The organism is Pseudomonas sp. FeN3W (assembly GCA_030263805.2).
GTDB classification, from domain to species: Bacteria; Pseudomonadota; Gammaproteobacteria; order Pseudomonadales; family Pseudomonadaceae; genus Stutzerimonas; species Stutzerimonas stutzeri_G.
Genome location: CP136010.1, coordinates 1,510,349 through 1,532,207, shown reverse-complemented (window position 1 = coordinate 1,532,207; position 21,859 = coordinate 1,510,349). Strand labels below are relative to the sequence as shown.

Genomic DNA, 21,859 nt, shown 5'->3' with positions numbered 1-21,859 from the left:
ACAAAAAACCCCGGCTAGCCGGGGTTTTGCGTTTCTGCCGCAGATTCATTCGTCCGCAACCAGATTGGATCGGTCGTCCACCGCACCCGCGGCGATCAGGTGTTCGGCTTCGTCTTCCGGCACGTGGATGCTGGTGCCGTCGATATTCATCACCGACATGCGTGCCTGGGGATCGGTGGTGATGCGCACGTCCATCAGGGCGCTGCGGTGCGTGTTGCCGTTGATGACCACGGCGCAGGTGCCGGTGGTGGTGTCGATGTCTACGGTCATGATCTATCTCCCGAAGCGGTGCAAAAGCCGCGCGCGGTTCGCCCGGCGTTTCCATGTCGACCACGAACAGGGTGCATCCGTTGTGTCTGTTACTGGAAAAACAGACTTAAACGTTACGATATAACATGTTAGATTCTCGTCCCGCGAAGCTGACACCGCTACCGGATGCCGGCGCACAGCCGTCTTCGGTTGCTTTGGAAGGCAACCACCACTGTCTGGAGAGTCACATGAAACTGAAGCGTCATCCCCTGGCCTGGGCGATCAGCCTGGCCTTGGTTCCGGCTGCCTGGGCCGCCGAGCCGGTCGAACTGCAATCCGTCGTGGTCAGCGCCAGCGGCCTGGCCAAGCAGAGCCATGAGATGACCACACCGGCGGCCGTGATGGAGGGAGACGAACTGGTGCAGCGTCGTGAGGCGACGCTCGGGGAAACGCTGGAAAGCCTGCCTGGCGTGCGCTCCAGCAGCTTTGGCGCCGGTGCGGCGCGCCCGGTTATTCGCGGGTTGGATGGCGCACGGGTCAAGGTGCTGAGCGATGGCGTGGAACTGCTCGATGCCTCGACCATCAGCCCCGACCACGCAGTGACCAGCGAACCGCTACTGGCCGAGCGCATCGAGGTCCTCAAGGGGCCGGCAACCTTGCTCTACGGTGGCGGCGCCATCGGAGGGGTAGTCAATGTGATCGACAAGAAGATCCCCACCCGCGTCCCGGAGAAGGGCTACGAAGGCGAACTGGAGCTACGCGCCAACAGCGTCGCCAACGAAGGGGCGGGGGTGTTCGGTATCACTGCCGGCAGCGGCAACTTCGCCGTGCGCGCCGAAGGCACCAAGCGCCAGGCCGACCCTTACGAAATTCCCGGTTCGCCGGACAAACAGGAAGGTTCCTACAACGACACCGACAGCTTCAATCTGGGCGCCAGCTTCATCGGCGAGCGCGGCTACATCGGTGCCGCCTACGGTGAGCAGAACAACCGCTACGGACTGCTGGCCCACGAGCACGCCGATTGCCATACCCATGGCAGCGACTGGCACTGCGGTGGCCATGATGATCACGACGATGACGACGACCATGATCACGAACACGAACATGGCAGCGTGCCCTATGTCGACATGCGCCAGAAGCGCTGGGATCTGCGTGGCGAGCTGAGCGATCCGCTGCCGGGCTTCGAACTGGCGCGGCTGCGCATCGGCCACAGCGACTACCAGCACAAGGAGATCGAAGGCGGCGAAGTGGGCACCCGCTTCAACAACGACGCCACCGATGCCCGTCTGGAGCTGACCCATCAGCCGCTGTTCGGCTGGCGCGGTGTGCTCGGCGCACAGACCCTGCGTCGCGACTTCGAAGCCCTCGGCGAAGAGGCCTATGTGCCGCAGACGCTGACCCGCAACCACGGCTTGTTCCTGCTGGAGGAATACACCGCTGGCGCCTGGCGCTACGAACTCGGTCTGCGCCACGAATGGCAGGACATCGATGCCGACGGCCGTCCGGATACCGATCACAGCGGCACCTCGATGTCCGCCGGTGCGGTCTGGACCTTCGCCCCGCAGTACTCGCTGGGCTTCTCGCTGACGCGTTCGCAACGCCTGCCCAGCGCAGAAGAGCTTTACGCCAACGGCCCGCATGCAGCGACCCGCACTGTCGAACTGGGTAACGTCGACCTGGAAGAGGAAACCTCGCACAACGCCGAGATCACCCTGCGCAAGTTCGCCGGCCGCACGACCTTCAGCCTGAGCCTGTTCCGCAACGAGGTGGACGACTTCATCTACGCCGCCGACACCGGTAACGACATCGGTGGTGGCTACCGCGAGATCGAATACCGCCAGCAGGACGCCGTGCTCACCGGGGCGGAAGGGGAGGTGCGCTTCCAGGCGACCGACGCCACCGCCTTCACCCTGTTCGGCGACCACGTGCGCGGCAAGTTGCGCGACGGCGGCGGCGACCTGCCGCGTATCCCGGCCGATCGCCTGGGTGTGCGGGTGGAACAGAGCTTCACCCCGGCGCTCAACGGCCAGCTGGAGTTCTATCGGGTGCAGCGCCAGGACGAACTGGCCGACTACGAAAGCGAAACCGGTGGCTACAACATGCTGGGCGCCAGCCTGGGTTACAGCGGCGCGCTGAACCAGACCGATTACCTGCTCTACCTCAAGGCCAACAACCTGCTGGACGAAAAGGCCCGCCAGCACACTTCCTTCATCAAGGATGAGGTGCTGCTGCCCGGGCGCAATCTGACCGTAGGCGTGCGCCTGGCATTCTGAGGCGAGCAATTTTCCTGGCAGCAACTCACAAGGGCCGGCCGCTATTGCCGGCCCTTATTCGTCATGTAGTGGCGATGCGGCGCGCAGAACCTCGCGGTCACGCGCAAGTACGTGGATGACGCGCTATCCTTGCGCCCCTCGATTGTTCCGTTGCGGGTGTCGGTCGCTGTCCGCGCTGGCGATGGAACGTCAGGACCAACAAGGAAAACAAGTCCCATGAACGTCAGCACTCCCACTCTGATCACTTTCGTGATCTACATCGCGGCGATGATCCTGATCGGTTTCATCGCCTACCGCGCCACCAAGAACTTCTCCGACTACATCCTTGGCGGCCGCAGTCTCGGCAGCTTCGTCACCGCGCTGTCGGCCGGTGCCTCGGACATGAGCGGCTGGCTGCTGATGGGGCTGCCCGGAGCGATCTTCGTCGCCGGTCTGTCGGAAAGCTGGATCGCCATCGGCCTGATCGTCGGCGCCTGGCTGAACTGGTTGTTCGTCGCCGGGCGCCTGCGCGTGCATACCGAGCACAACCACAACGCGCTGACGCTGCCGGATTACTTCTCGCACCGTTTCGAGGACGAGAGCCGCATGCTGCGGATTTTCTCCGCGCTGGTGATCCTGGTGTTCTTCACCATCTACTGCGCCTCGGGCGTCGTCGCCGGCGCGCGGCTGTTCGAGTCCACCTTCGGCATGCCCTACGAGTACGCGCTGTGGGTCGGCGCCGCGGCGACCATCCTCTATGTGTTCATCGGCGGTTTTCTCGCGGTGAGCTGGACCGACACCGTACAGGCCACTCTGATGATCTTCGCGCTGCTGATCACGCCGGTGTTCGTCATCCTCGCCCTCGGTGACATGGGCACCGTGATGGCCACCATCGAAGCGCAGAACCCGGCCAACTTCGACATGTTCCGCGGGCTGTCCTTCGTCGCGATCATTTCGCTGCTGGCCTGGGGCCTGGGCTATTTCGGCCAGCCGCACATTCTGGTGCGCTTCATGGCCGCCGACTCGATCAAGACCATCCCCAACGCCCGCCGCATCGGCATGACCTGGATGATCCTGACCCTGGCCGGCGCCGTAGCGGTGGGCTTCCTCGGCATCGCCTACTTCGCCGACCATCCGGAGCAGGCTGGTGCGGTGAGCCAGAACGGCGAGCGTGTGTTCATGGAACTGGTGAAGATTCTGTTCAACCCATGGGTGGCCGGCATCATTCTCTCCGGCGTGCTGGCGGCGGTAATGAGTACCCTGAGTGCGCAGCTATTGGTCAGCTCCAGCGCGCTGACCCAGGACTTCTACAAGGCCATGCTGCGCAAGAACGCCTCGCAGACCGAATTGGTCTGGGTCGGTCGCGGCATGGTGCTGTTGATCGCGCTGATCGCCATCGGCATCGCCTCCAACCCGGACAGCAAGGTGCTGGGCCTGGTGTCCTACGCCTGGGCCGGCTTCGGCGCGGCGTTCGGTCCGGTGGTGCTGATCTCGCTGCTGTGGAAGCGCATGACCCGCAACGGCGCGTTGGCCGGCATGCTGGTCGGTGCCGTCACCGTGGTGGTGTGGAAGGAGTTCATCGGCCTGGGCCTGTACGAAATCATCCCGGGCTTCATCCTCGCCAGCATCGCCATCTATGTGGTGAGCAAGATGGGCGCCGCGCCTGCCCCGAGCATCGTCAAGCGCTTCGAAGAAGCCGACGCGGATTACCACGCCGGTTGATCTGCACGGCGCAGGTCGAGCGTGGCTGCTCGACCTGCGGTTGGATTCAGTGCCCCAGGTTCGAACCGCTCCACCCCATATCGATATTTGCGACTGTCGGCCTCTCCCAGAGGCTATCAGGCTTTCAATTCGTCACTTCCGACAAATCGATCCGCCGCCAGCGCTATTCGGCGAAGCTATACACGGCCAAGGTGAGCAGGCCGACGCCGATCGCCAGCAGCGCGTCATTCCTCTCTGTTGTCGCGCTGGCGATTATCGGCCGGTGCGTCGATAATCGCCCCGATGTCAGCGTCCGAGGGTGTCCTGCATGACCGATGAGTCGCGTGTTCTCAAGCCACCGATGGCACCGCCCATCGTTGCTTCGCCTGCCAAGCGCATCGAGGCGCTGACCGGCGATCCCAATTTCATGACTTCGCTGGCGCGCGGGTTGGCCGTGATTCATGCCTTCCAGGAGCGCAAGCGCCACCTGACCATCGCGCAGATCAGCCATCGCACCGAAATACCCCGGGCCGCCGTGCGCCGCTGCCTGCATACGTTGATGAAGCTCGGCTACGTCACCACCGATGGGCGTACCTATTCGCTGCTGCCCAAGGTGCTGACCCTTGGCCACGCCTATCTGTCGTCCACGCCGCTGGCAGTGACCGCGCAACCGATTCTCGACCGCCTCAGCGAGCAACTGCACGAAGCCTGTTCGATGGCGACGCTGGAGGGCGATGAAGTGCTCTATGTGGCGCGCTCGGCCACGCCACAGCGGCTGATATCGGTGGATCTGTCGGTGGGCAGTCGGCTGCCGGCGTATTGCACATCAATGGGGCGCATTCTGCTGGCGGCGCTGGATGACGCGGCGCTCGACGACTACCTGGGCCGCGCTGACTTGCAGGTAAAGACCAGCCGCACCTTGCACAGCCCGGAGGCGCTGCGCGAAAACATCGCCGAGATTCGCCAGCAGGGTTGGGTCATCGTCGATCAGGAGCTGGAAATGGGCCTGCGTTCGTTGGCCGTTCCGCTGAAGGATTCCGCCGGCCAGGTGCTGGCCGCGCTGAACGTCGGCACCCACGCCGGGCGCGTCTCGCGTCAGGAGCTGGAAACCCGATTCCTGCCCGTGCTGCTGGAGGCCAGCCGCGAATTGAGCACGCGACTGTTTCATTGATGGAAGCTCGCAAACCATCGGTGACTACGGTGCTCTGGGTAGCTTCCGCGCGCTGATGTCGGCATCGTTAATCACATAAGAATGGCGTCTAATTCGTTCGATAATCGAACGGTATGTCGATTATCGGATTGTTTGGCAGGGGATGGGCCGTTAACGTTTTCACAACGCAATCAGCGTACCGAAAACAACACGAGATCCGACTCATGGCTGAATTCCTCTCGCTCCGCGAAGCCGTCGAGCGCTTTATCCTGGATGGCGATACCGTCGCCCTGGAAGGCTTTACCCACCTGATTCCCACCGCAGCCGCCCACGAGATCGTGCGCCAGGGCCGCAAGGACCTGACCCTGGTGCGCATGACGCCGGACCTGGTCTACGACCTGCTGATCGGTGCCGGTTGCGCGAAGAAGCTGATCTTCTCCTGGGGCGGCAATCCAGGCGTCGGCTCGCTGCATCGTCTGCGCGATGCGGTGGAAAAGGGCTGGCCGCAGCCGCTGGAGATCCAAGAGCACAGCCATGCCGACCTCGCCAATGCCTATGTCGCCGGCGCCTCCGGTCTGCCGTTTGCCGTGCTGCGTGCCTACGCCGGCTCCGACCTGCCCAAGGTCAATCCGCTGATCAAGTCCGTCACCTGCCCGTTCACCGGGGAAGTACTGGCGGCCGTGCCCAGCGTGCGCCCGGACGTCACCGTGATCCACGCACAGAAGGCCGATCGCAAGGGTAACGTGCTGATCCAGGGCATTCTTGGTGTGCAGAAGGAAGCCGCCCTGGCCGCCAAGCGCTGCATCGTCACTGTCGAGGAAATCGTCGACGACCTCAATGCGCCGATGAACGCCTGTGTGCTGCCGACCTGGGCGCTGACTGCGGTCTGCCTCGTCCCGGGCGGTGCACATCCGTCCTATGCCCATGGCTACTACGAGCGCGACAACCACTTCTATCAGGCCTGGGACCCGATCGCCCGCGACCGCGAGGCGTTCGGCGCCTGGGTCGACACCTACATCCGTGGCACCGAAGACTTCGCCGAATTCCAGCGCAAGCTGGCCCAGCAGCAGGAGGCCAACTGATGAGCGCCTACAGCACCAATGAAATGATGACCGTGGCCGCCGCCCGCCGCCTTGGTAACGGCAGCGTCTGTTTCGTCGGCATCGGCCTGCCATCGAAGGCCGCCAACCTGGCGCGCCTGACCCATGCGCCGGAAGTCGTGCTGATCTACGAATCCGGGCCGATCGGTGCCAAGCCGTCCGTGCTGCCCTTGTCCATCGGCGACGGCGAACTGGCCGAGACCGCAGACACGGTGGTGCCTACCGGCGAGATCTTCCGCTACTGGCTGCAGGGCGGGCGTATCGATGTGGGCTTTCTCGGCGCGGCACAGGTGGACAAGTACGGCAACATCAACACCACGGTGATCGGTGATTACCACAAGCCCAAGGTACGCTTGCCCGGTGCCGGCGGAGCGCCGGAGATCGCCGGCAGCGCCAAGGAGGTGCTGATCATCCTCAAGCAGTCGCATCGCACCTTCGTCGACAGGCTGGCCTTCATCACCTCGGTCGGCTTTGGCGAGGGCGGTGAGCACCGCAAGCAGCTGGGGCTGCCCGGCAAGGGCCCGGTGGCGATCATCACCGATCTGTGCATCATGGAGCCGGAAGAAGGCAGCAACGAATTCATCGTCACCGCGCTGCATCCGGGCGTGACCCGCGAGCAGGTCGTCGAGAACACCGGCTGGGCGATCCGTTTCGCCGAGCAGGTAACCACCACCGAGGCGCCGCGTGCCGAGGAGCTTCAGGCGCTGCGCGCGCTGGAGGCCCGCACCGCTGCCGCCCACGGTCAGCCAGGAGGTGAGGAATGAGCCGTGACGTATTCATCTGCGATGCCGTACGAACGCCCATCGGCCGCTTCGGCGGCGTGCTGGCGGGCGTACGCTCTGACGACCTCGCTGCAATCCCGTTGAAGGCGCTGCTGGAACGCAATCCGCAGCTCGATCCTGCGGCGATCGATGAGGTCTTCATGGGCAGCGCCAACCAGGCCGGGGAGGACAACCGCAATGTCGCGCGCATGGCCGCGCTGCTCGCCGGCCTGCCGGATACGGTGCCTGGCGTGACCCTCAACCGCTTATGCGCTTCGGGTATGGATGCCGTGGGCACTGCGTTTCGTGCCATCGCCTGTGGTGAAATGGAGCTGGCGATTGCCGGCGGCGTGGAATCCATGTCGCGCGCGCCCTACGTGATGGGCAAGGCCGACACGGCGTTCGGTCGCACCCAGAAGATCGAAGACACCACCATCGGCTGGCGCTTCATCAATCCGAAGATGAAGGAAATGTATGGCGTGGATGCCATGCCGCAGACCGCCGACAACGTCGCCGACGAGTGGCAAGTCAGTCGCGATGATCAAGATGCCTTCGCCCTGCGCAGCCAGCAGCGTGCTGCTGCGGCCCAGCAGTCTGGCTTCTTTGCCGAGGAAATCGTCCCGGTGGTGATCAGGGGCAAGAAGGGCGAAACAGTAGTCGACACCGACGAGCACCCGCGTGCCGACACCACCGCCGAGGCGCTGGCCAGGCTCAAACCGGTCAATGGCGAAGGCAAGACGGTCACCGCCGGCAACGCCTCGGGCGTCAACGACGGTGCGGCGGCGATGATTCTTGCCAGCGCCGAGGCGGTGCAGAAGTACGGCCTCAAGCCGCGCGCCCGGGTGCTCGGCATGGCCAGTGCCGGTGTCGCCCCGCGCGTCATGGGGTATGGCCCGGTGCCGGCGGTGCGCAAGCTGTGTGAGCGCCTGAATGTCGCGGTAGGCGATTTCGACGTGGTCGAGCTCAACGAAGCCTTCGCCGCGCAGGGCCTGGCCGTGACCCGCGATCTCGGTCTGCCAGACGACAGCCCGAGGGTGAACCCCAACGGCGGCGCAATCGCCCTTGGCCATCCACTCGGGATGAGCGGTGCGCGACTGGTGCTGACTGCAGTCCATCAGCTGGAGAAAACCGGTGGCCGTCTCGGCCTGGCGGCCATGTGCGTCGGCGTAGGGCAGGGGCTGGCGCTGGTGGTGGAGCGGGTCTGAGCGAGACAGTGCACAGGCCACCGTGGCAGCGGTCTCGACCGCGACGCGTTGCGAGACGCAGTTGAAATCGCTTGCGCGGGTATGGATCTAAACGAGCCCTCTACGTCGTGCTGCCTATTGGGTCGAGGCGCGCGCAGAGTATCGGCGAAGCCGACGGTGATCGCTTAACTCTCCGGGTCAGACCGTGCTCGATCGAGCACACTGCCTGAACACAATGCGAGTGAGTAAAACAATGCCGAGCGTAAAACTGGCTGATGTAAGCCTGAACTATCGATTCGACGGTGCGGATAACGCGCCGGTGCTGGTGCTCTCCAACTCTCTGGGTACCAGCCTGGGCATGTGGGACGAGCAGATTCCCGCATTCTCAGAGCATTTTCGAGTGCTGCGCTACGATACGCGCGGCCACGGCGAGTCGAGCGTCAGCGCTGGGCCCTACAGTATCGAGCAGCTGGGATGGGACGTGCTGGCGCTGCTCGATGCATTGGACATCGCGCGTTTCTCCTTCTGCGGTCTCTCCATGGGCGGGCTGATCGGGCAGTGGCTCGGAATACATGCCGGCGACCGGCTGCAACGGCTGGTGCTGTGCAATACCGGTGCGAAAATCGGTACCGACGAAATATGGAACGCCCGCATCGACAGCGTCCTGGCCGGCCGCGAGCAGACCATGCGCGACATGCGAGATGCATCCATTGCTCGCTGGTTCACCGCAGGCTTTGCCGAGGCGAACCCAGCAACAGTGGCACGCATCACCGAGATGATCGCCAGTACCTCACCGGACGGCTACGCTGCCAACTGCGCGGCGGTGCGCGATGCCGACTATCGCGCGCAACTGGGCACGATCAAGGCGCCAACACTGGTCGTTTGCGGCGCCAAGGACCCGGTGACAACCGTCGAGCATGGCCAATTTATCCAGGCCAACATCCCAGGGGCCGAACTGGTCGCTTTCGAGGCCGCGCATCTGTCCAACGTCGAGGCGGGCGACGCGTTTACGCAGCGGGTGCTGACGTTTTTGCACGGCTGAGAGCCGAGGTGGGTTTGATGCGTAATAGAGCGTCGGTCGGAAAGCGTGACCATTGCGCGCTGCCCAACCAATGAAAAGGCCAGGCGTGTAAGCAGGGCCTTTAAGGCTGGAGCGGGCGAAGGGAATCGAACCCTTTTGCCTAGTGTGTCGTTCCGGCTCCGTGCGTGTCGTTATGCGGTTTCCGGGCTGAACGGTTTGCTCGATTCGTCGCTATTCGGCGCAGTGTTTTCGACACTTTATCGACAGCGAAAACGCTATCAAAGGGCCTATTCGCTAGGGCTACCGAGCACCGGTATATCTGTACCGCTGGGTAGCTCCTCGGATCTGGCTTGAGTCTTCCATACGATACTTGCGACCTCTCTAACCCTGTCAACAATGGGCTTAGCATCCTCACCAAGCTTCCCTAAAACTACACCTGCGTCTCCGATCAGTCCCCAAAATCTATCTAGGTCAGAAACTTTTTTATGGAGTTCGCTTTGGAGCTTCTCAAGTCGCGCCATTAGACGCTGTTTATGCTCTTCCTCTAGCACGGCATCACTTATCTGCTGCCTTATTTGATTAATTAGAAGCTGAAGGCGTTCAAGGTCACCCTGCGAAAACTCATAGCTAAATTCGGTGCTGAAATTCATTCTGAACCGGCTGCGCAGCCGTTCTAGCGAATTCTTGTCAACCCTTGCTTTGCATTGCCTGTACACAAAGTCAAGTGACTGGCTCATCATCTTGATGTCTGTATCGAACTGACCTCGTAAGTCTGGGATTTTGTGATCAACTTTTAATATCCCAGCATCTTTGAGTTCGATAATTAACGCGTAGGCTTCTAGAAGTACGTCGTATTCCTTTTGAGTCCAGCTGGTTCCGCTTTCTAGGAATGAATTTATCTTTTTTGTAAGTTCGCATATTCCTTTGTCGGGATCATTTTTAATAGCGTTAAGCATGGGTTCATCGATGAACATACAGCCCCACGGTAGGTTGGTGATATTGGTTATCCCATCGGATTAAAGCTACTAGCCGCTCCGCAATAGCGCGTCTTCATCCGGTCGCTATGGTCTTTTCGGTCGCTGTCGAAGCGTGCTCGCCATGCCCGGCATTGCTCGTGGAAGTGCTGTTTAGCGGCTTTGCGGCATTCGCGGTAGTCGATTGAGCCTCGGCGGTGATTGGCGCACACGCTGGTTCCGTCGATGTAGTTATTGACGGATACCCACTCGGCTAGATAGTCGATGCCGCCATTCCAGCCCTTGATCCATTTCGACGTACGTTCTCGGCTTACCGACCGCGACTTAGGTGCGCTACTGGTGGGCGTCGCTGCGGCAAACCGATGGGCCGCGGGCGGGGTGTAGATGCTGGCCGGCTGTTTTGGCGTGTAATTGCTATCGTTAAACGATGTTTGCCGGGACTGTATCGCTTCCGCTGTGCGCTCTTCGAACCAGTCGATTTCTTCCTGGCTCAGCTGTCGCTGCTGGGTCGCTGGTGTCGGTTCTGCTGCTGGAGCTTCGTAGCTTGCAACTGAAGGCTGGTCAATTGTCTGCATGGGCTGTGCTGGCTCTTGGTTAAACCAAGGCTTGCCGCCGACATGAATGCCTTGCTTGATCTGGTTTACGTCCAGTATGACCGGCTTGCCGAACGTAAATGCCAGTGCTGACAGCACCGCTGAACCGATACCTAGGATCGCCAGGAACCGCCAAGGGCTAGGTTTCTTTCTGTTGCGTAGGTAATCAGGTGCATCATCCCAGTCCGATCTCATTACGCCTTTGCTTCCTTGCTCGGTCATAGGAGTGTTAAATAAATCTACTTCATTTGTTCGTGGCTAATAATCTAGCCAAGTTCTTCGTTGTCTATGCTCTGAATTTCCTCCTCCAGTTCCGCATAAATCGCGGCATGGTAGTTAAATATGTATTTTCCAGTTGGCATAGGAGTTCCTTTAAATCTGGATCGTACATGAATGTTGAAGTCGTGGCGTGTTCCTGTGCTTGCATAAACTTGAAAGTCGGGGGCGCCGTCAGGGCTTTCCAAAACATCAACATATACATTTGGAACTTCGTCTAAATAAGGTGAAAAGTGACCGGTGGTTGTAAAGTTTGTTACGGGTCTCGCTAGTTCAATCTCAAGTAGTCCGAAGTTCTCTTCGGGGCTGGCCATGACGGCAGTTTGCTCAACTACATTTACCGCCTGTCCTGACTTTTCTCTAGCCTGGCCTATCGCTCGAATTTCTTCAACGATGCTCTGGTCAACCCGACTTCCTAAACGTTCGGATGCGTGCTGAATAAACTTAGTGGTCTGATAGATTAGAACTGTTTGTCCCGCAATTTCATTTATTTCTTTCAGGAGCTCCGGTCTGGGACCAACTATGTTCCCATAGTGCTCTTCCCACCAGTCCTCTTTTCTTTCAGATGTAACCAAAATGACTGGGCACTGGTTTTCTTTGGCATGGTTGAGAACTTGTTGCCAAAGATAAAAGTCCCCGTGGGATCGATCCGATTCTTTACCTTTATCCATGTATCCAGGCGGAATCTTGTTGTTTTTTCGGTCTTCCGCTGTCTTGGCTAATGCATCCTTTAGCTCTGGTGCAAAATCTGACCCTACCGATCCATCAAAAATATCGAGGAGTCTATTAAGAATAGGGTGGCGGTTGCAGGAGCTGAGTGCAACACGGTTATTGAATTGAAACCGGAGCATCATGCCGCATTGCCATGGCATTTTGCATGACCTCTCCCATCACCTCGATGGGGCATTTGAAGTCGAAGCGCTTGCGCGGTCGCATGTTCAGTTGCAGCGCAATGGCGTCCAGCTCCTCCTGGCTATGTACCGACAGGTCTGTGCCCTTGGGCAAGTACTGGCGAATCAGGCCGTTGATGTTTTCGTTGCTGCCGCGCTGCCAGGGGCTGTGCGGGTCGCAGAAGTAGATCGCCACGCCGGTTCTTTGGGTGATCTCGGCGTGTCGCGCCATCTCCCGGCCCTGGTCGTAAGTCATGCTCTTGCGCATCTCCAGCGGCATGCTATTGAGCGCGGCGCTGAAGCCTTCCAGCGCCGAAGTCGCCGTCGCGTCGTTCATCTTCACCAACATCAGGTAGCCACTGGTGCGTTCCACCAGCGTACCGACGGACGAGGCGTTGGCCTTACCCTTGATGAGGTCGCCTTCCCAATGCCCCGGCATCAGCCTGTCTTCAATCTCCGGCGGGCGCACATGAATACTGACCATCTCGGGGATCTGGCCGCGCCGATCCACGCCACCAGAGCGCGGCCGGCGCGTCGTCTTGCCTTGGCGCAGACAGATGATCAGCTCCTTACGCAGCTCACCCACTGGCAGGGCATAGATCGCGTTGTAGATCGTCTCGCGACAGACGTAGGCATCTCGCAGGTTGGGTATGTTCATGCTGCGCAGCTTGCCGGCAATCTGCTCGGGAGACAAACGCTCACGCAGCATATGGGTCACCAGTTCGAAGCGCTCGCTACCCGGCAACAGTTTTCGCATCGGTCGACAAACCTGGCGGCGGGCCTGCATTTGCTGCTGGGCCAGGCGGGCCGAGTAGCCACCGCAAGCACCTCGGTTACGGCGCAGCTCACGGCTGATGGTCGAAGGGGATCGGTTGATCAAGCAGGCAATCCTGCGCAGGCTGAAGCCTTGGGTACGACCGATTTGAATGGTGGCGCGCTCTTCAACGCTGAGTTCGGTATAAGACATAGGGGCAGCACCGTACCGGAAAGGTCAGGTGTTGCACTCAGTTTTTGCCGCCGCCGGTCTTCATTCAAAAAGTTTGGGAAGTCTTGTTCTATTTTGCGAATTTGGTTTAGTGCCTCATTGGCAGCTGTTCGTATGGTTTTATCAAGTTGGTTTGTAATTTCAGAGGGTATGAGTCTATTCCCAGCTAATTGAGATATGTTGTTCTGAAGCGACTGTTGTAGCTTTGATATGTCCTCTGCGGCCTGCTGAAATCCTTTTGAAGAGGATACGATTACTCTCTTACGATTTCTGAAAAATTCGGTGGCTGCTTGATGTGAGAGCCAAACTCGACCATCAAATGCAGCAATGCTTTCTAGCAGGCTGTTTCGAGTGTTTTCATGATACCTGTATAAGTCAAGAAGTACATTTGTATCGACGGTAAGCACACCATTATCCCAAGCCTTCTTAATCTCCTCTTCCGGTAGAGGTAAATGCCATCCGTATTGGTTTTTCATATGTATCATCCCTAGCTTGGCAATGGGCTGTTAGGTATTTTTCGACTACACTAGCGCTTTGTATACCAGCGTTCTACCGCGTTTTTCGTAATTGCTATCCCGCGCTTTGATTGGGCAATTTTGAATTTGCCTCGTCGTAATCAGGGCTACGGTGACCATTTTCAGGCTCTATCCGACCACTAACAAGCCATAGGGCGTATTCAGGAAATGCTTCGGCCAGGATGCCTACTTCCTCAGTTCCAATCCTGATCTTGTTGCTGCTGATGTTTCTCCAGCGGTCATAGTTCTTCCCGCCTTTCTCGCTCAATCGCTTCGGACCGGCAGTTCGTATCAATTGAAGCGCTCTATCCTTCACGGCATCCATATAGAAAATCTTTTTGTTGCGTAATCTTTACGCAGGCGAGACCTTGTGTAATATTTACGCAGTTGCCTGCAGGGTAATGCCACAAATAGTGACGGAACGAGCATGGAACTGGAAGAGCTAGAACCTTCAAAGCTGATCGGCCCCCAGCAGGACGTGGAAACCGTCGAATGCTGGGCTGACCGTAATGGCATTAGTCCCGGCATGGCCCGCGCCTGGGCGTCGCGCGGTGTGATACCGACCGTAAAGCTCGGCAAACGGCGCATGGTGAACAGCGCAATGCTTCGTCACTGGCTGCTGGAACAGGAGTGGGCCGCATGATCCGCACCGTCTACGGAAGCCAGGGGAGGGGATGACCCATGCAGAAGCCGGCCAGCTATCAACGCCTTCCGCACGCCCAGGACTGCGACTGCTCTGTCTGCTGGTCCAGACGCGAAATGGCGAAACCCGCTCGCTCCCGGTCCACACAATGCGCCCAATGCCGCCCCGTCTAGCGGTCACGGCAAGCGAGGCGGGTCCAGGGTCATCTACTACCACTTCACGGCGGCTTCGCAGATCGCATTGCTGCTGATCTATCCGAAGAACGAGAAGGACGACCTGACGGCGGACGAGCGCAAGGTGCTCAAGCAAATCATCGAGCGGTGGAGGTAATCACCATGAGCAAATTCTTCGAAGATCTTCTAGAAAGCGTCCAGCAGATGGACGAGATTCACCGTGGCGAACGTCAACCCTCGCGGGAGTTCGTCGTCGACTCGCTGCAGGTGAAAGAGATCCGCAAAGCAACCGGTCTGACCCAGGCCAAGTTCGCGGCGATGATCGACGTTCAACTGGGTACGCTGCGTAACTGGGAACAAGGCCGACGCGAGCCGACCGGACCGGCAAAGGCGCTGCTGCGCGCCATCCATAACGATCCCAAACACGTCATCCAGGCGCTTTCTTCCGTCTGATCACAGCCTGTACGGCTGGACCTTTTCGACACTTCTTCGACACCTCCAAAAGCCAGAAACGAAAAAGCTCTGTAAAAACAGGGTCTTAACGTTAGGTGTCTGGAGCGGGCGAAGGGAATCGAACCCTCGTCATGAGCTTGGGAAGCTCAGGTAATGCCATTATACGACGCCCGCTCAGGGGTGCCTTTTTACCAGAAGGCTTGGGTGAAATGAAGGGCGCCGCCGGGCTTTTTCTGGCAGGTGGGCGAAAAGGGCTTAGATTTGAGCGATCTCGTGCGCGGTCAGTGGTCGATACCGGCCAGGTTCCAGTGCTGGGTCCAGCGTGAGAGGGCCCATGCTTTCGCGATGCAGGGCGGTGACCTTGTTGTTGAAGTGGCCGAACATGCGCTTGACCTGATGGTAGCGTCCCTCGTGCAGGGTCAGGCGCGCGCGGCGGGGGGCGAGTAGCACGAGTTCGGCGGGCAGGGTGGTGAGGTTTTCGAAGCGGAAGTATATGCCTCGGGCAAAAACATCAACGCAGGCTGGGTCGATCTCGTCTTCGGTTTCGACCAGATAGACCTTGCCCTGCAGGCTGGTCGGCTGGGTCAGGCGGCGAGACCATTGGCCGTCGTTAGTGAGCAGCATAAGGCCGGTGGTGTTGAAGTCGAGGCGGCCGGCGATGTGCAGGTCCTGCTTGTCCGGCTCGTCGATCAGATCGAGCACGGTTCGGTGTGTCGCATCCTGGGTAGCGCTGACGCATCCGGTCGGCTTATGCAGCATCAGGTAGCGCGCCGCTTTGCCTGCTTGCAGCAGTTCTCCATCCAGCTCGATTCGGTCGAATACGCGAACTTCCTGATCCATTATCTGGCTGGTTTCGCCATTCACCTGCACTCGGCCGTCGGCCAGCAGGCGTTGGACGTCCTGACGACTGAGACGTGCGCGGTTGGCAAGGTAGCGATCAAGGCGCATCTGGCGGCGTGGTTTCGCTGCGAGCGCAACGCTGGCAGATGCAGGCCTGATTTCGGAGCGTGGCCGGAATGCGCTCGAGCACGCGATCGGGGATGGGGGTCGTGAAGCACCAGCAGGGCTGGGCCGTTGTTGGATCGCACTCGCCGCACTGATTGGGCTGACCGCAGAGCGGGCAGCGGGAAGGATCTACAGGCTCGCTCATGGCGTTTCCGTTAGCGTCGAGCTCGCGTGCCGGTCGAGAGGCCAGCACGCGAACGCCGGGTTACATGACGCGCTGACCCGGCTTGGCGCCGTTGTCGGGGCTCAGCAGGTAGATCTCGCTACCTCCCGGGCCAGCCGCCAGGACCATGCCTTCCGACATTCCGAACTTCATCTTGCGCGGCGCCAGGTTGGCGACGTAGAGGGTCAGACGACCCTCCAGCTTGCTCGGGTCCGGGTAGGCGCTCTTGATGCCGGAGAAAACGTTGCGCTTGGCATCGCCGATGTCCAGGGTCAGACGCAGCAGCTTGTCGGCGCCTTCGACGAACTCGGCCTTTTCGATCAGCGCAATGCGCAGATCGACCGCGGCAAAGGCGTCGAAGTTGATTTCCGCGGCGATGGGCTGCTTGGTCAGTTCGCCATTGCCTGCCGGGGCAGCTGCGGCTTCGCTGGAGGCGAGGTCTTCTTTGGATGCTTCGATCATGGCCTCGATCTTCGCTGGCTCGATGCGAGTCATCAGTGGTGTGAAAGCATTGAGCTGGTGGTTGGCCAGCGGCGTCGCATGGTCGTTCCAGGTGAGCGGCTCGACATTGAGGAAATGCTCGGCAGCTGTGGCAAGGTTCGGCAGCACCGGCTTGAGGAAGATGACCAGCTGGCGGAACAGGTTGACGCCGAAAGCACAGATTTCCTGTACCTCGGCCTGCTTGCCTTCAACCTTGTTCAGCGCCCACGGAGCCTTGTCGGCAATCCAGGCGTTGGCACGGTCAGCGAGCGCCATGATCTCGCGCATTGCACGGGCGAAGTCGCGCGCTTCATAGGCCTCGGCGATGCTCGGTGCGGCGGCCTGGAAGGCAGCCCACAGTTCCGGTTCGGGGTTGGCATCGACCATCACCCCGCCATTGCCTTTGTGGATGAAGCCGGCGCAGCGGCTGGCGATGTTGACCACCTTGCCGACCAGATCGGAGTTGACCTTCTGCACGAAGTCCTCGAGGTTCAGGTCGAGGTCATCCACACCGCGACCCAGTTTGGAGGCGTAGTAGTAGCGTAGGTATTCCGGGTTCAGGTGATCGAGATAAGTGCGCGCCTTGATAAAGGTGCCACGCGACTTGGACATCTTCTGCCCGTTCACGGTCAGGTAACCGTGCACGTTGACGGCGGTCGGCTTGCGGAAACCGGCGCCTTCCAGCATGGCGGGCCAGAACAGGGTGTGGAAGTTGATGATGTCCTTGCCGATGAAGTGGTACAGCTCGGCGGTCGAGTCCTTGCTCCAGAAGGTGTCGAAGCTCAGTTCCGGGCGGCGTTTGCACAGGTTCTCGAAGCTGGCCATGTAGCCGATCGGCGCGTCCAGCCAGACGTAGAAATACTTGCCCGGCTCGCCCGGAATCTCGAAGCCGAAGTAGGGTGCGTCCCGCGAGATGTCCCATTCCTGCAGGCCTCCGTCGAGCCATTCGGCGATCTTGTTGGCGACCGATTCCTGCAGCGCACCGCCGCGGGTCCATTGCTTGAGCATGGCCTCGAAGTCCGGCAACTTGAAGAAGAAGTGCTTGGAGTCCTTCAGCACTGGCGTCGCGCCGGAGATTGCCGAGCGCGGATCTTTCAGCTCGGTTGGCTCATAGGTGGCGCCGCATTTCTCGCAATTGTCGCCGTACTGGTCCTCGGCGGCACACTTCGGACAGGTGCCCTTGATGAAGCGGTCGGCGAGAAACATACCTTTCTCGGGGTCGAAATACTGGGTCACCGAGCGGGTTGCGATGTGGCCGGCGTCGCGCAGGCGTGTGTAGATCAGTTCGGCAAGCTCGCGGTTCTCTTCCGAGTGGGTGGAGTGGAAGTTGTCGAAGTCCACCAGGAAGTCGGCGAAATCACTGCCGTGCTCGGCCTGCACGTTGGCGATCAATTGCTCGGGCGTGATGCCTTCTTTCTCGGCACGCAGCATGATCGCCGAGCCGTGAGCGTCGTCGGCGCAGACATAAATGCACTGGTTGCCGCGCAGTTTCTGGAAGCGCACCCACATGTCGGTCTGGATGTACTCGAGCATGTGACCGAGGTGGATCGAACCGTTGGCGTAGGGCAGGGCGCTGGTAACGAGAATCTGGCGAGCTTCGGACATGGGAAATCTGCAGTCGGAATTGCGAAAGAAAGTCTGCAACTATAAAGGCCCGGCGTGTATTTTTCATCCGCGCTGCCCTTCCCCGGTTTCGACGGCACCCATTGGTGTTGGGCTCGGAAGCGGCGTGCGGGGTAAGATGCCCGTCTGATTTGCTCGGTCTTTCTAGGAGTAACCATGTCCGTCACTCGCGAAGCTGTGGAAAACGTCCTGCGCCAATACACCGATCCCCATTTGAATCAGGATCCGGTGAGCGCCGGTTGCGTGCGTTCGATCGAGGTGCAGGGTGATCGGGTCAGTGTGCAGCTGGAGTTGGGCTATGCCGCTGCGCTGTTTCGCAGTGGCTGGGCACAGATGCTGGCGATGGCTATCGAGCATCTGGAGGGTGTCAGTCGCGCCGATGTCCAGGTCGATTGCGTGGTTCGCCCGCACAAGGCTCAGGACCAGGTGCCGGCACTGGCCAATGTGAAGAACATCATCGCCGTGGCATCCGGCAAGGGTGGCGTGGGCAAGTCGACCACGGCCGCCAATCTGGCTCTGGCCCTGGCGCGCGAAGGCGCGCGGGTAGGCGTGCTCGATGCCGACATCTACGGTCCGAGCCAGGGCATCATGTTCGGCATCGCCGAAGGCACGCGCCCGGAGATTCGCGATGGCAAGGCGTTCATCCCGCTGGAGGCCCACGGCGTGCAAGTCATGTCCATGGCGTTCCTGTCAGATGACAAGACGCCGATGGTCTGGCGCGGGCCGATGGTTTCCGGTGCGCTGTTGCAGCTGATCACTCAGACCGCCTGGAATGATCTCGATTATCTGGTTGTGGACATGCCGCCGGGAACGGGCGATATCCAGCTGACGCTCGCGCAAAAAGTGCCGGTTACGGGGGCGGTGATCGTCACCACGCCGCAGGATCTGGCGTTGCTCGATGCGAAAAAAGGCGTGGAGATGTTCCGCAAGGTGAACATTCCGGTGCTTGGTGTGGTGGAGAACATGGCTATCCATATCTGCTCGAATTGCGGCCATGCCGAACATCTCTTCGGCGAGGGCGGCGGTGAGAAGCTGGCGGCGCAGTACAACGTCGATCTGCTGGCCTCGTTGCCGTTGTCTATGGCGATCCGTAGCCAGGCGGATGCGGGCAAGCCGACTGCGATTGCCGATCCGGAAAGCCAGATCGCGATGATCTATCAAGAAGTCGCACGCACCGTGGGTGCTCGTATCGCCCAGAGCGGGCAGATCATTGCGCAGTCGATGCCGAAGATCGTCATCTCCAAGGACTGAGTGCAAGCGGCGGTGGCGCCAGGCGCCACTGTCGGCAACCGGACATAAATCGCAGGCACAAAAAAGCCCCGCCGAAGCGGGGCTTTTTCAGAGAAGACTCAGGTTAGATAACCTGAACTTCCTCAGCTTGCATGCCTTTCTGGCCGCGGGTAGCGACGAAGGAGACTTGCTGGCCTTCTTTCAGGCTCTTGAAGCCGTCACCTTGAATGGCACGGAAGTGTACGAAGAGGTCGTCACCGGATTGCGGAGTGATGAAGCCGAAGCCTTTCTCATCGTTGAACCACTTAACGGTACCGGTTTGGCGATTGGACATTTGATGTCTCCTTGAACCAAGTTTTGAAGAATAAAGTGCGGACCGAAAAGATCCGAACATCACTGTGTGCAAGGAGATAGGAGATCGTATCGATATTTGGATCGAAATCTAAACATGTAGCGATTCACGGTGACACATGCAGCAGCAGCCCAGTAACAATACCTTTTTTCTGGAGCAAAGCGAGCTTTATTTTGGATTTCTTCTCCGAGCGGCGTGGTTGAGGTGTGAGCTGCTCTGCGGTGCGCATCGCGACCATGCTTTTACACGCGCACGAGGCTCGGTAAGATGCGCGTCTTCGCACGCCCATTTCCCCAAACAGGACGCCAGCCATGAGCATCAAATCGGACAAGTGGATTCGCCGCATGGCCCAGGAACACGGCATGATCGAGCCCTTCGTCGAGCGCCAGGTGCGCACCGAGGGCAATGATCGGCTGATTTCTTACGGCGTCTCCAGTTATGGCTACGACGTGCGTTGCGCCGATGAATTCAAGGTGTTCACCAACATCAATTCGGCGACGGTCGATCCGAAGAATTTCGACGAGAAGAGCTTCGTCGACATCAAGAGCGACGTCTGCATCATTCCGCCTAACTCCTTCGCCCTGGCGCGTACCGTCGAGTACTTCCGCATCCCGCGCAACGTGCTGACCATCTGCCTGGGCAAGAGCACCTACGCGCGTTGCGGCATCATCGTCAACGTCACGCCGCTGGAGCCGGAATGGGAAGGGCATGTGACCCTGGAGTTTTCCAACACCACGACGCTGCCGGCCAAGATCTATGCGAACGAGGGGGTCGCGCAGATGCTGTTCCTCGAGTCCGACGAAGAGTGCGAAGTGTCTTACCGCGACCGCGGCGGCAAGTACCAGGGCCAGCGCGGCGTGACGCTACCGAAGGCCTGATGGCGAAGAGCGAGACGAAAAAGCCCTGACCACTGGTCAGGGCTTTTTTGCATCGGTGGAGCGTGCAGGGTACTGGGCCGATACACCTGCCAAGCACTCGTTACCCTTACCAGCCCGGGACCCCTCTCATGTCCGGCAGCTTGTGGGCGATGCCCTTGTGGCAGTCGATGCAGGTTGCCTCGCCGCTGGCCAGGGCGGTGGAGTGGAACTGCGCGGCGCGCTTGCTCTGGCGGGTGAAGTCCATGGAGTCGAAGGCATGGCAGTTGCGGCATTCCAGCGAGTCGTTGGCCTTCAGCCGCGCCCACTCGTGCTCGGCGAGTTCGCGGCGTTTGTCGAGGAACTTCTCGCGGGTGCTGATGGTGCCAAAGATCTTGCCCCAGACTTCCTTGGAAGCCTGCATCTTGCGCGCGATCTTGTCGGTCCACTGGTGCGGGACGTGGCAGTCCGGGCAGGTGGCGCGCACGCCGGAGCGGTTGCTGTAGTGGATGGTCTCCTTGATCTCCATGAACACGTTGTCCTCCATTTCGTGGCAGGAGATGCAGAAGGCTTCGGTGTTGGTGGCTTCCAGGGTGGTGTTGAAGCCACCCCAGAAAATGATGCCGGCGATGAATCCGCCGAGCACGAGCGCGCCCAGGCTGTAGTGCACGCTGGGCCGGCGCAGCACGGCCCAGTAGCGCTTGAGGAACGACAGTAGCGACTTCATCCGGGCCTCCTCAATTGCCATGGCTGGATGGCGAGATTTCCCGGTACAGCAGCTCGTCGATGTTCTGGAACCGGTTTTCCACCAGTGGCTTCACATCCTGCTGCGGCACGTGGCACTGGGTGCAGAAGTAGCGCCGTGGCGCGACGGCGGCCAGGGTCTGGCTGTCGCGGTCGGTGTAGTGGGTGATGCTGATCATCGGTGCCTGGGCGCGGATGCTGTTGGCGCGGCTGTGGCAGGCGAGGCAGCGGTTGCTGTTGCGGTCGACCTGGTAGCCGCGGATGGTGTGGGGGATGGTCGGCGGCTGCTCGGGGTAGTTGCGTTCGCGGCGGATGTCCTTGTTCTCTTCGTCGTGCAGTGGCGGTGGGGTGAATTCGTGGGTGAGGGTGCCACCCGGACGGAGTCCGGCAGGGGCGGGAGCGTCCAGCGGATAGTCGGTTTCGGCGGCTATGGCCAGGCCGAATACCGCGAGCAGGACCAGCGGCAGTAGGCGGAATTTCATGACGGC

The 21,859-nt window shown here is 60.1% G+C and carries 25 protein-coding genes, 1 tRNA gene and 1 pseudogene; 13 read left to right on the top strand and 14 right to left on the bottom strand.

The window, feature by feature from the left end:
* Positions 1-45 precede the first annotated feature (45 nt).
* Entirely contained in the window at positions 46-270 is a 225-nt protein-coding gene (locus P5704_007235; protein ID WOF80255.1) for a DUF3203 family protein, read from the bottom strand.
* A 227-nt stretch (positions 271-497) separates the two neighbouring features.
* Here P5704_007235 and P5704_007230 point away from each other — a divergent pair, with 227 nt between their 5' ends.
* The 7 genes from P5704_007230 (at position 498) to pcaD (ending at position 9,439) form a co-directional block, all read left to right on the top strand.
* Positions 498-2,522, top strand: a complete 2,025-nt coding sequence (locus P5704_007230; protein WOF80254.1) for a TonB-dependent receptor — start codon at positions 498-500, stop codon at positions 2,520-2,522.
* Between the two features lie 216 nt (positions 2,523-2,738).
* The gene (gene putP, locus P5704_007225) at positions 2,739-4,223 is read left to right on the top strand and encodes a sodium/proline symporter PutP (protein WOF80253.1); all 1,485 of its coding nucleotides are present in this window, start codon (positions 2,739-2,741) and stop codon (positions 4,221-4,223) included.
* Between the two features lie 307 nt (positions 4,224-4,530).
* Positions 4,531-5,373: an IclR family transcriptional regulator C-terminal domain-containing protein gene (locus tag P5704_007220; protein ID WOF80252.1), complete on the top strand. Its 843-nt coding sequence runs from the start codon at positions 4,531-4,533 to the stop codon at positions 5,371-5,373.
* A gap of 203 nt (positions 5,374-5,576) precedes the next feature.
* Complete coding sequence (locus P5704_007215; GenBank protein WOF80251.1) at positions 5,577-6,434, top strand: CoA transferase subunit A; 858 nt, start codon at positions 5,577-5,579, stop codon at positions 6,432-6,434.
* Positions 6,434-7,216 (top strand): CoA-transferase subunit beta, encoded by a 783-nt coding sequence (locus P5704_007210; protein WOF80250.1) that lies wholly within the window; start codon positions 6,434-6,436, stop codon positions 7,214-7,216. The genes P5704_007215 and P5704_007210 overlap by 1 nt, the downstream gene beginning before the upstream one ends.
* Positions 7,213-8,418 carry a 3-oxoadipyl-CoA thiolase gene (pcaF, locus tag P5704_007205; protein ID WOF80249.1) on the top strand — a complete coding sequence of 402 codons (1,206 nt, stop codon included), beginning with the start codon at positions 7,213-7,215 and terminating at the stop codon, positions 8,416-8,418. The genes P5704_007210 and pcaF overlap by 4 nt, the downstream gene beginning before the upstream one ends.
* Before the next feature lie 232 nt (positions 8,419-8,650).
* Positions 8,651-9,439 carry a 3-oxoadipate enol-lactonase gene (pcaD, locus tag P5704_007200; GenBank protein ID WOF81185.1) on the top strand — a complete coding sequence of 263 codons (789 nt, stop codon included), beginning with the start codon at positions 8,651-8,653 and terminating at the stop codon, positions 9,437-9,439.
* A gap of 266 nt (positions 9,440-9,705) precedes the next feature.
* Here pcaD and P5704_007195 read toward each other — a convergent pair whose 3' ends face one another.
* The 6 genes from P5704_007195 to P5704_007170 all read right to left on the bottom strand — a co-directional run bounded on the left by P5704_007195 (position 9,706) and on the right by P5704_007170 (position 13,976).
* Positions 9,706-10,392 carry a hypothetical protein gene (locus P5704_007195; protein ID WOF80248.1) on the bottom strand — a complete coding sequence of 229 codons (687 nt, stop codon included), beginning with the start codon at positions 10,390-10,392 and terminating at the stop codon, positions 9,706-9,708.
* Between the two features lie 29 nt (positions 10,393-10,421).
* Entirely contained in the window at positions 10,422-11,180 is a 759-nt protein-coding gene (locus tag P5704_007190; GenBank protein ID WOF80247.1) for a hypothetical protein, read from the bottom strand.
* Between the two features lie 71 nt (positions 11,181-11,251).
* A complete protein-coding gene (locus P5704_007185) occupies positions 11,252-12,115 on the bottom strand; it encodes a PIN-like domain-containing protein (GenBank protein WOF80246.1) in 864 nt (287 codons plus the stop codon).
* Positions 12,090-13,118, bottom strand: a complete 1,029-nt coding sequence (locus P5704_007180) for an IS30-like element ISPsp7 family transposase (GenBank protein WOF80245.1) — start codon at positions 13,116-13,118, stop codon at positions 12,090-12,092. The genes P5704_007185 and P5704_007180 overlap by 26 nt, the downstream gene beginning before the upstream one ends.
* On the bottom strand, positions 13,028-13,612 hold the full coding sequence (locus P5704_007175; GenBank protein ID WOF80244.1) for a PIN-like domain-containing protein: 585 nt from the start codon (positions 13,610-13,612) through the stop codon (positions 13,028-13,030). The genes P5704_007180 and P5704_007175 overlap by 91 nt, the downstream gene beginning before the upstream one ends.
* A 94-nt stretch (positions 13,613-13,706) precedes the next feature.
* Positions 13,707-13,976 carry a DNA-binding protein gene (locus P5704_007170; protein ID WOF80243.1) on the bottom strand — a complete coding sequence of 90 codons (270 nt, stop codon included), beginning with the start codon at positions 13,974-13,976 and terminating at the stop codon, positions 13,707-13,709.
* Positions 13,977-14,078: 102 nt separating this feature from the next.
* Between P5704_007170 and P5704_007165 the strand changes: the two genes are divergently transcribed.
* From P5704_007165 to P5704_007150, 4 genes and pseudogenes are all read left to right on the top strand, one after another.
* On the top strand, positions 14,079-14,294 hold the full coding sequence (locus P5704_007165; GenBank protein ID WOF80242.1) for a helix-turn-helix domain-containing protein: 216 nt from the start codon (positions 14,079-14,081) through the stop codon (positions 14,292-14,294).
* A 38-nt stretch (positions 14,295-14,332) separates the two neighbouring features.
* Positions 14,333-14,467 carry a DUF5447 family protein gene (locus P5704_007160; protein WOF80241.1) on the top strand — a complete coding sequence of 45 codons (135 nt, stop codon included), beginning with the start codon at positions 14,333-14,335 and terminating at the stop codon, positions 14,465-14,467.
* Positions 14,463-14,624 (top strand): annotated as a pseudogene (locus tag P5704_007155) (type II toxin-antitoxin system RelE/ParE family toxin). The gene P5704_007160 and the pseudogene P5704_007155 overlap by 5 nt, the downstream one beginning before the upstream one ends.
* 5 nt (positions 14,625-14,629) lie before the next feature.
* Complete coding sequence (locus P5704_007150; protein ID WOF80240.1) at positions 14,630-14,920, top strand: helix-turn-helix domain-containing protein; 291 nt, start codon at positions 14,630-14,632, stop codon at positions 14,918-14,920.
* Positions 14,921-15,020: 100 nt separating this feature from the next.
* On the opposite strand, the gene P5704_007145 is transcribed toward P5704_007150, so the two are convergent.
* From P5704_007145 to metG, 4 genes are all read right to left on the bottom strand, one after another.
* A tRNA-Gly gene (locus P5704_007145) sits at positions 15,021-15,094 on the bottom strand.
* Between the two features lie 81 nt (positions 15,095-15,175).
* The gene (locus P5704_007140) at positions 15,176-15,868 is read right to left on the bottom strand and encodes a pseudouridine synthase (protein WOF80239.1); all 693 of its coding nucleotides are present in this window, start codon (positions 15,866-15,868) and stop codon (positions 15,176-15,178) included.
* Positions 15,858-16,070: a cysteine-rich CWC family protein gene (locus P5704_007135; GenBank protein ID WOF80238.1), complete on the bottom strand. Its 213-nt coding sequence runs from the start codon at positions 16,068-16,070 to the stop codon at positions 15,858-15,860. The genes P5704_007140 and P5704_007135 overlap by 11 nt, the downstream gene beginning before the upstream one ends.
* A gap of 60 nt (positions 16,071-16,130) precedes the next feature.
* On the bottom strand, positions 16,131-18,173 hold the full coding sequence (gene metG / locus P5704_007130) for a methionine--tRNA ligase (protein WOF80237.1): 2,043 nt from the start codon (positions 18,171-18,173) through the stop codon (positions 16,131-16,133).
* Positions 18,174-18,347: 174 nt separating this feature from the next.
* Between metG and apbC the strand changes: the two genes are divergently transcribed.
* Positions 18,348-19,442, top strand: coding sequence for an iron-sulfur cluster carrier protein ApbC (gene apbC, locus P5704_007125; protein ID WOF80236.1), 1,095 nt, complete (start codon positions 18,348-18,350; stop codon positions 19,440-19,442).
* 103 nt (positions 19,443-19,545) lie between these two features.
* On the opposite strand, the gene P5704_007120 is transcribed toward apbC, so the two are convergent.
* Positions 19,546-19,755: a cold-shock protein gene (locus P5704_007120; GenBank protein WOF80235.1), complete on the bottom strand. Its 210-nt coding sequence runs from the start codon at positions 19,753-19,755 to the stop codon at positions 19,546-19,548.
* A 329-nt stretch (positions 19,756-20,084) separates the two neighbouring features.
* On the opposite strand from P5704_007120, the gene dcd reads away from it, so the two are divergent.
* Complete coding sequence (gene dcd, locus P5704_007115; GenBank protein ID WOF80234.1) at positions 20,085-20,651, top strand: dCTP deaminase; 567 nt, start codon at positions 20,085-20,087, stop codon at positions 20,649-20,651.
* A gap of 106 nt (positions 20,652-20,757) precedes the next feature.
* On the opposite strand, the gene P5704_007110 is transcribed toward dcd, so the two are convergent.
* Both P5704_007110 and P5704_007105 read right to left on the bottom strand, forming a co-directional pair.
* On the bottom strand, positions 20,758-21,354 hold the full coding sequence (locus P5704_007110) for a cytochrome c3 family protein (protein ID WOF80233.1): 597 nt from the start codon (positions 21,352-21,354) through the stop codon (positions 20,758-20,760).
* A gap of 10 nt (positions 21,355-21,364) precedes the next feature.
* Complete coding sequence (locus tag P5704_007105) at positions 21,365-21,853, bottom strand: nitrate reductase cytochrome c-type subunit (GenBank protein ID WOF80232.1); 489 nt, start codon at positions 21,851-21,853, stop codon at positions 21,365-21,367.
* Positions 21,854-21,859 lie beyond the last annotated feature (6 nt).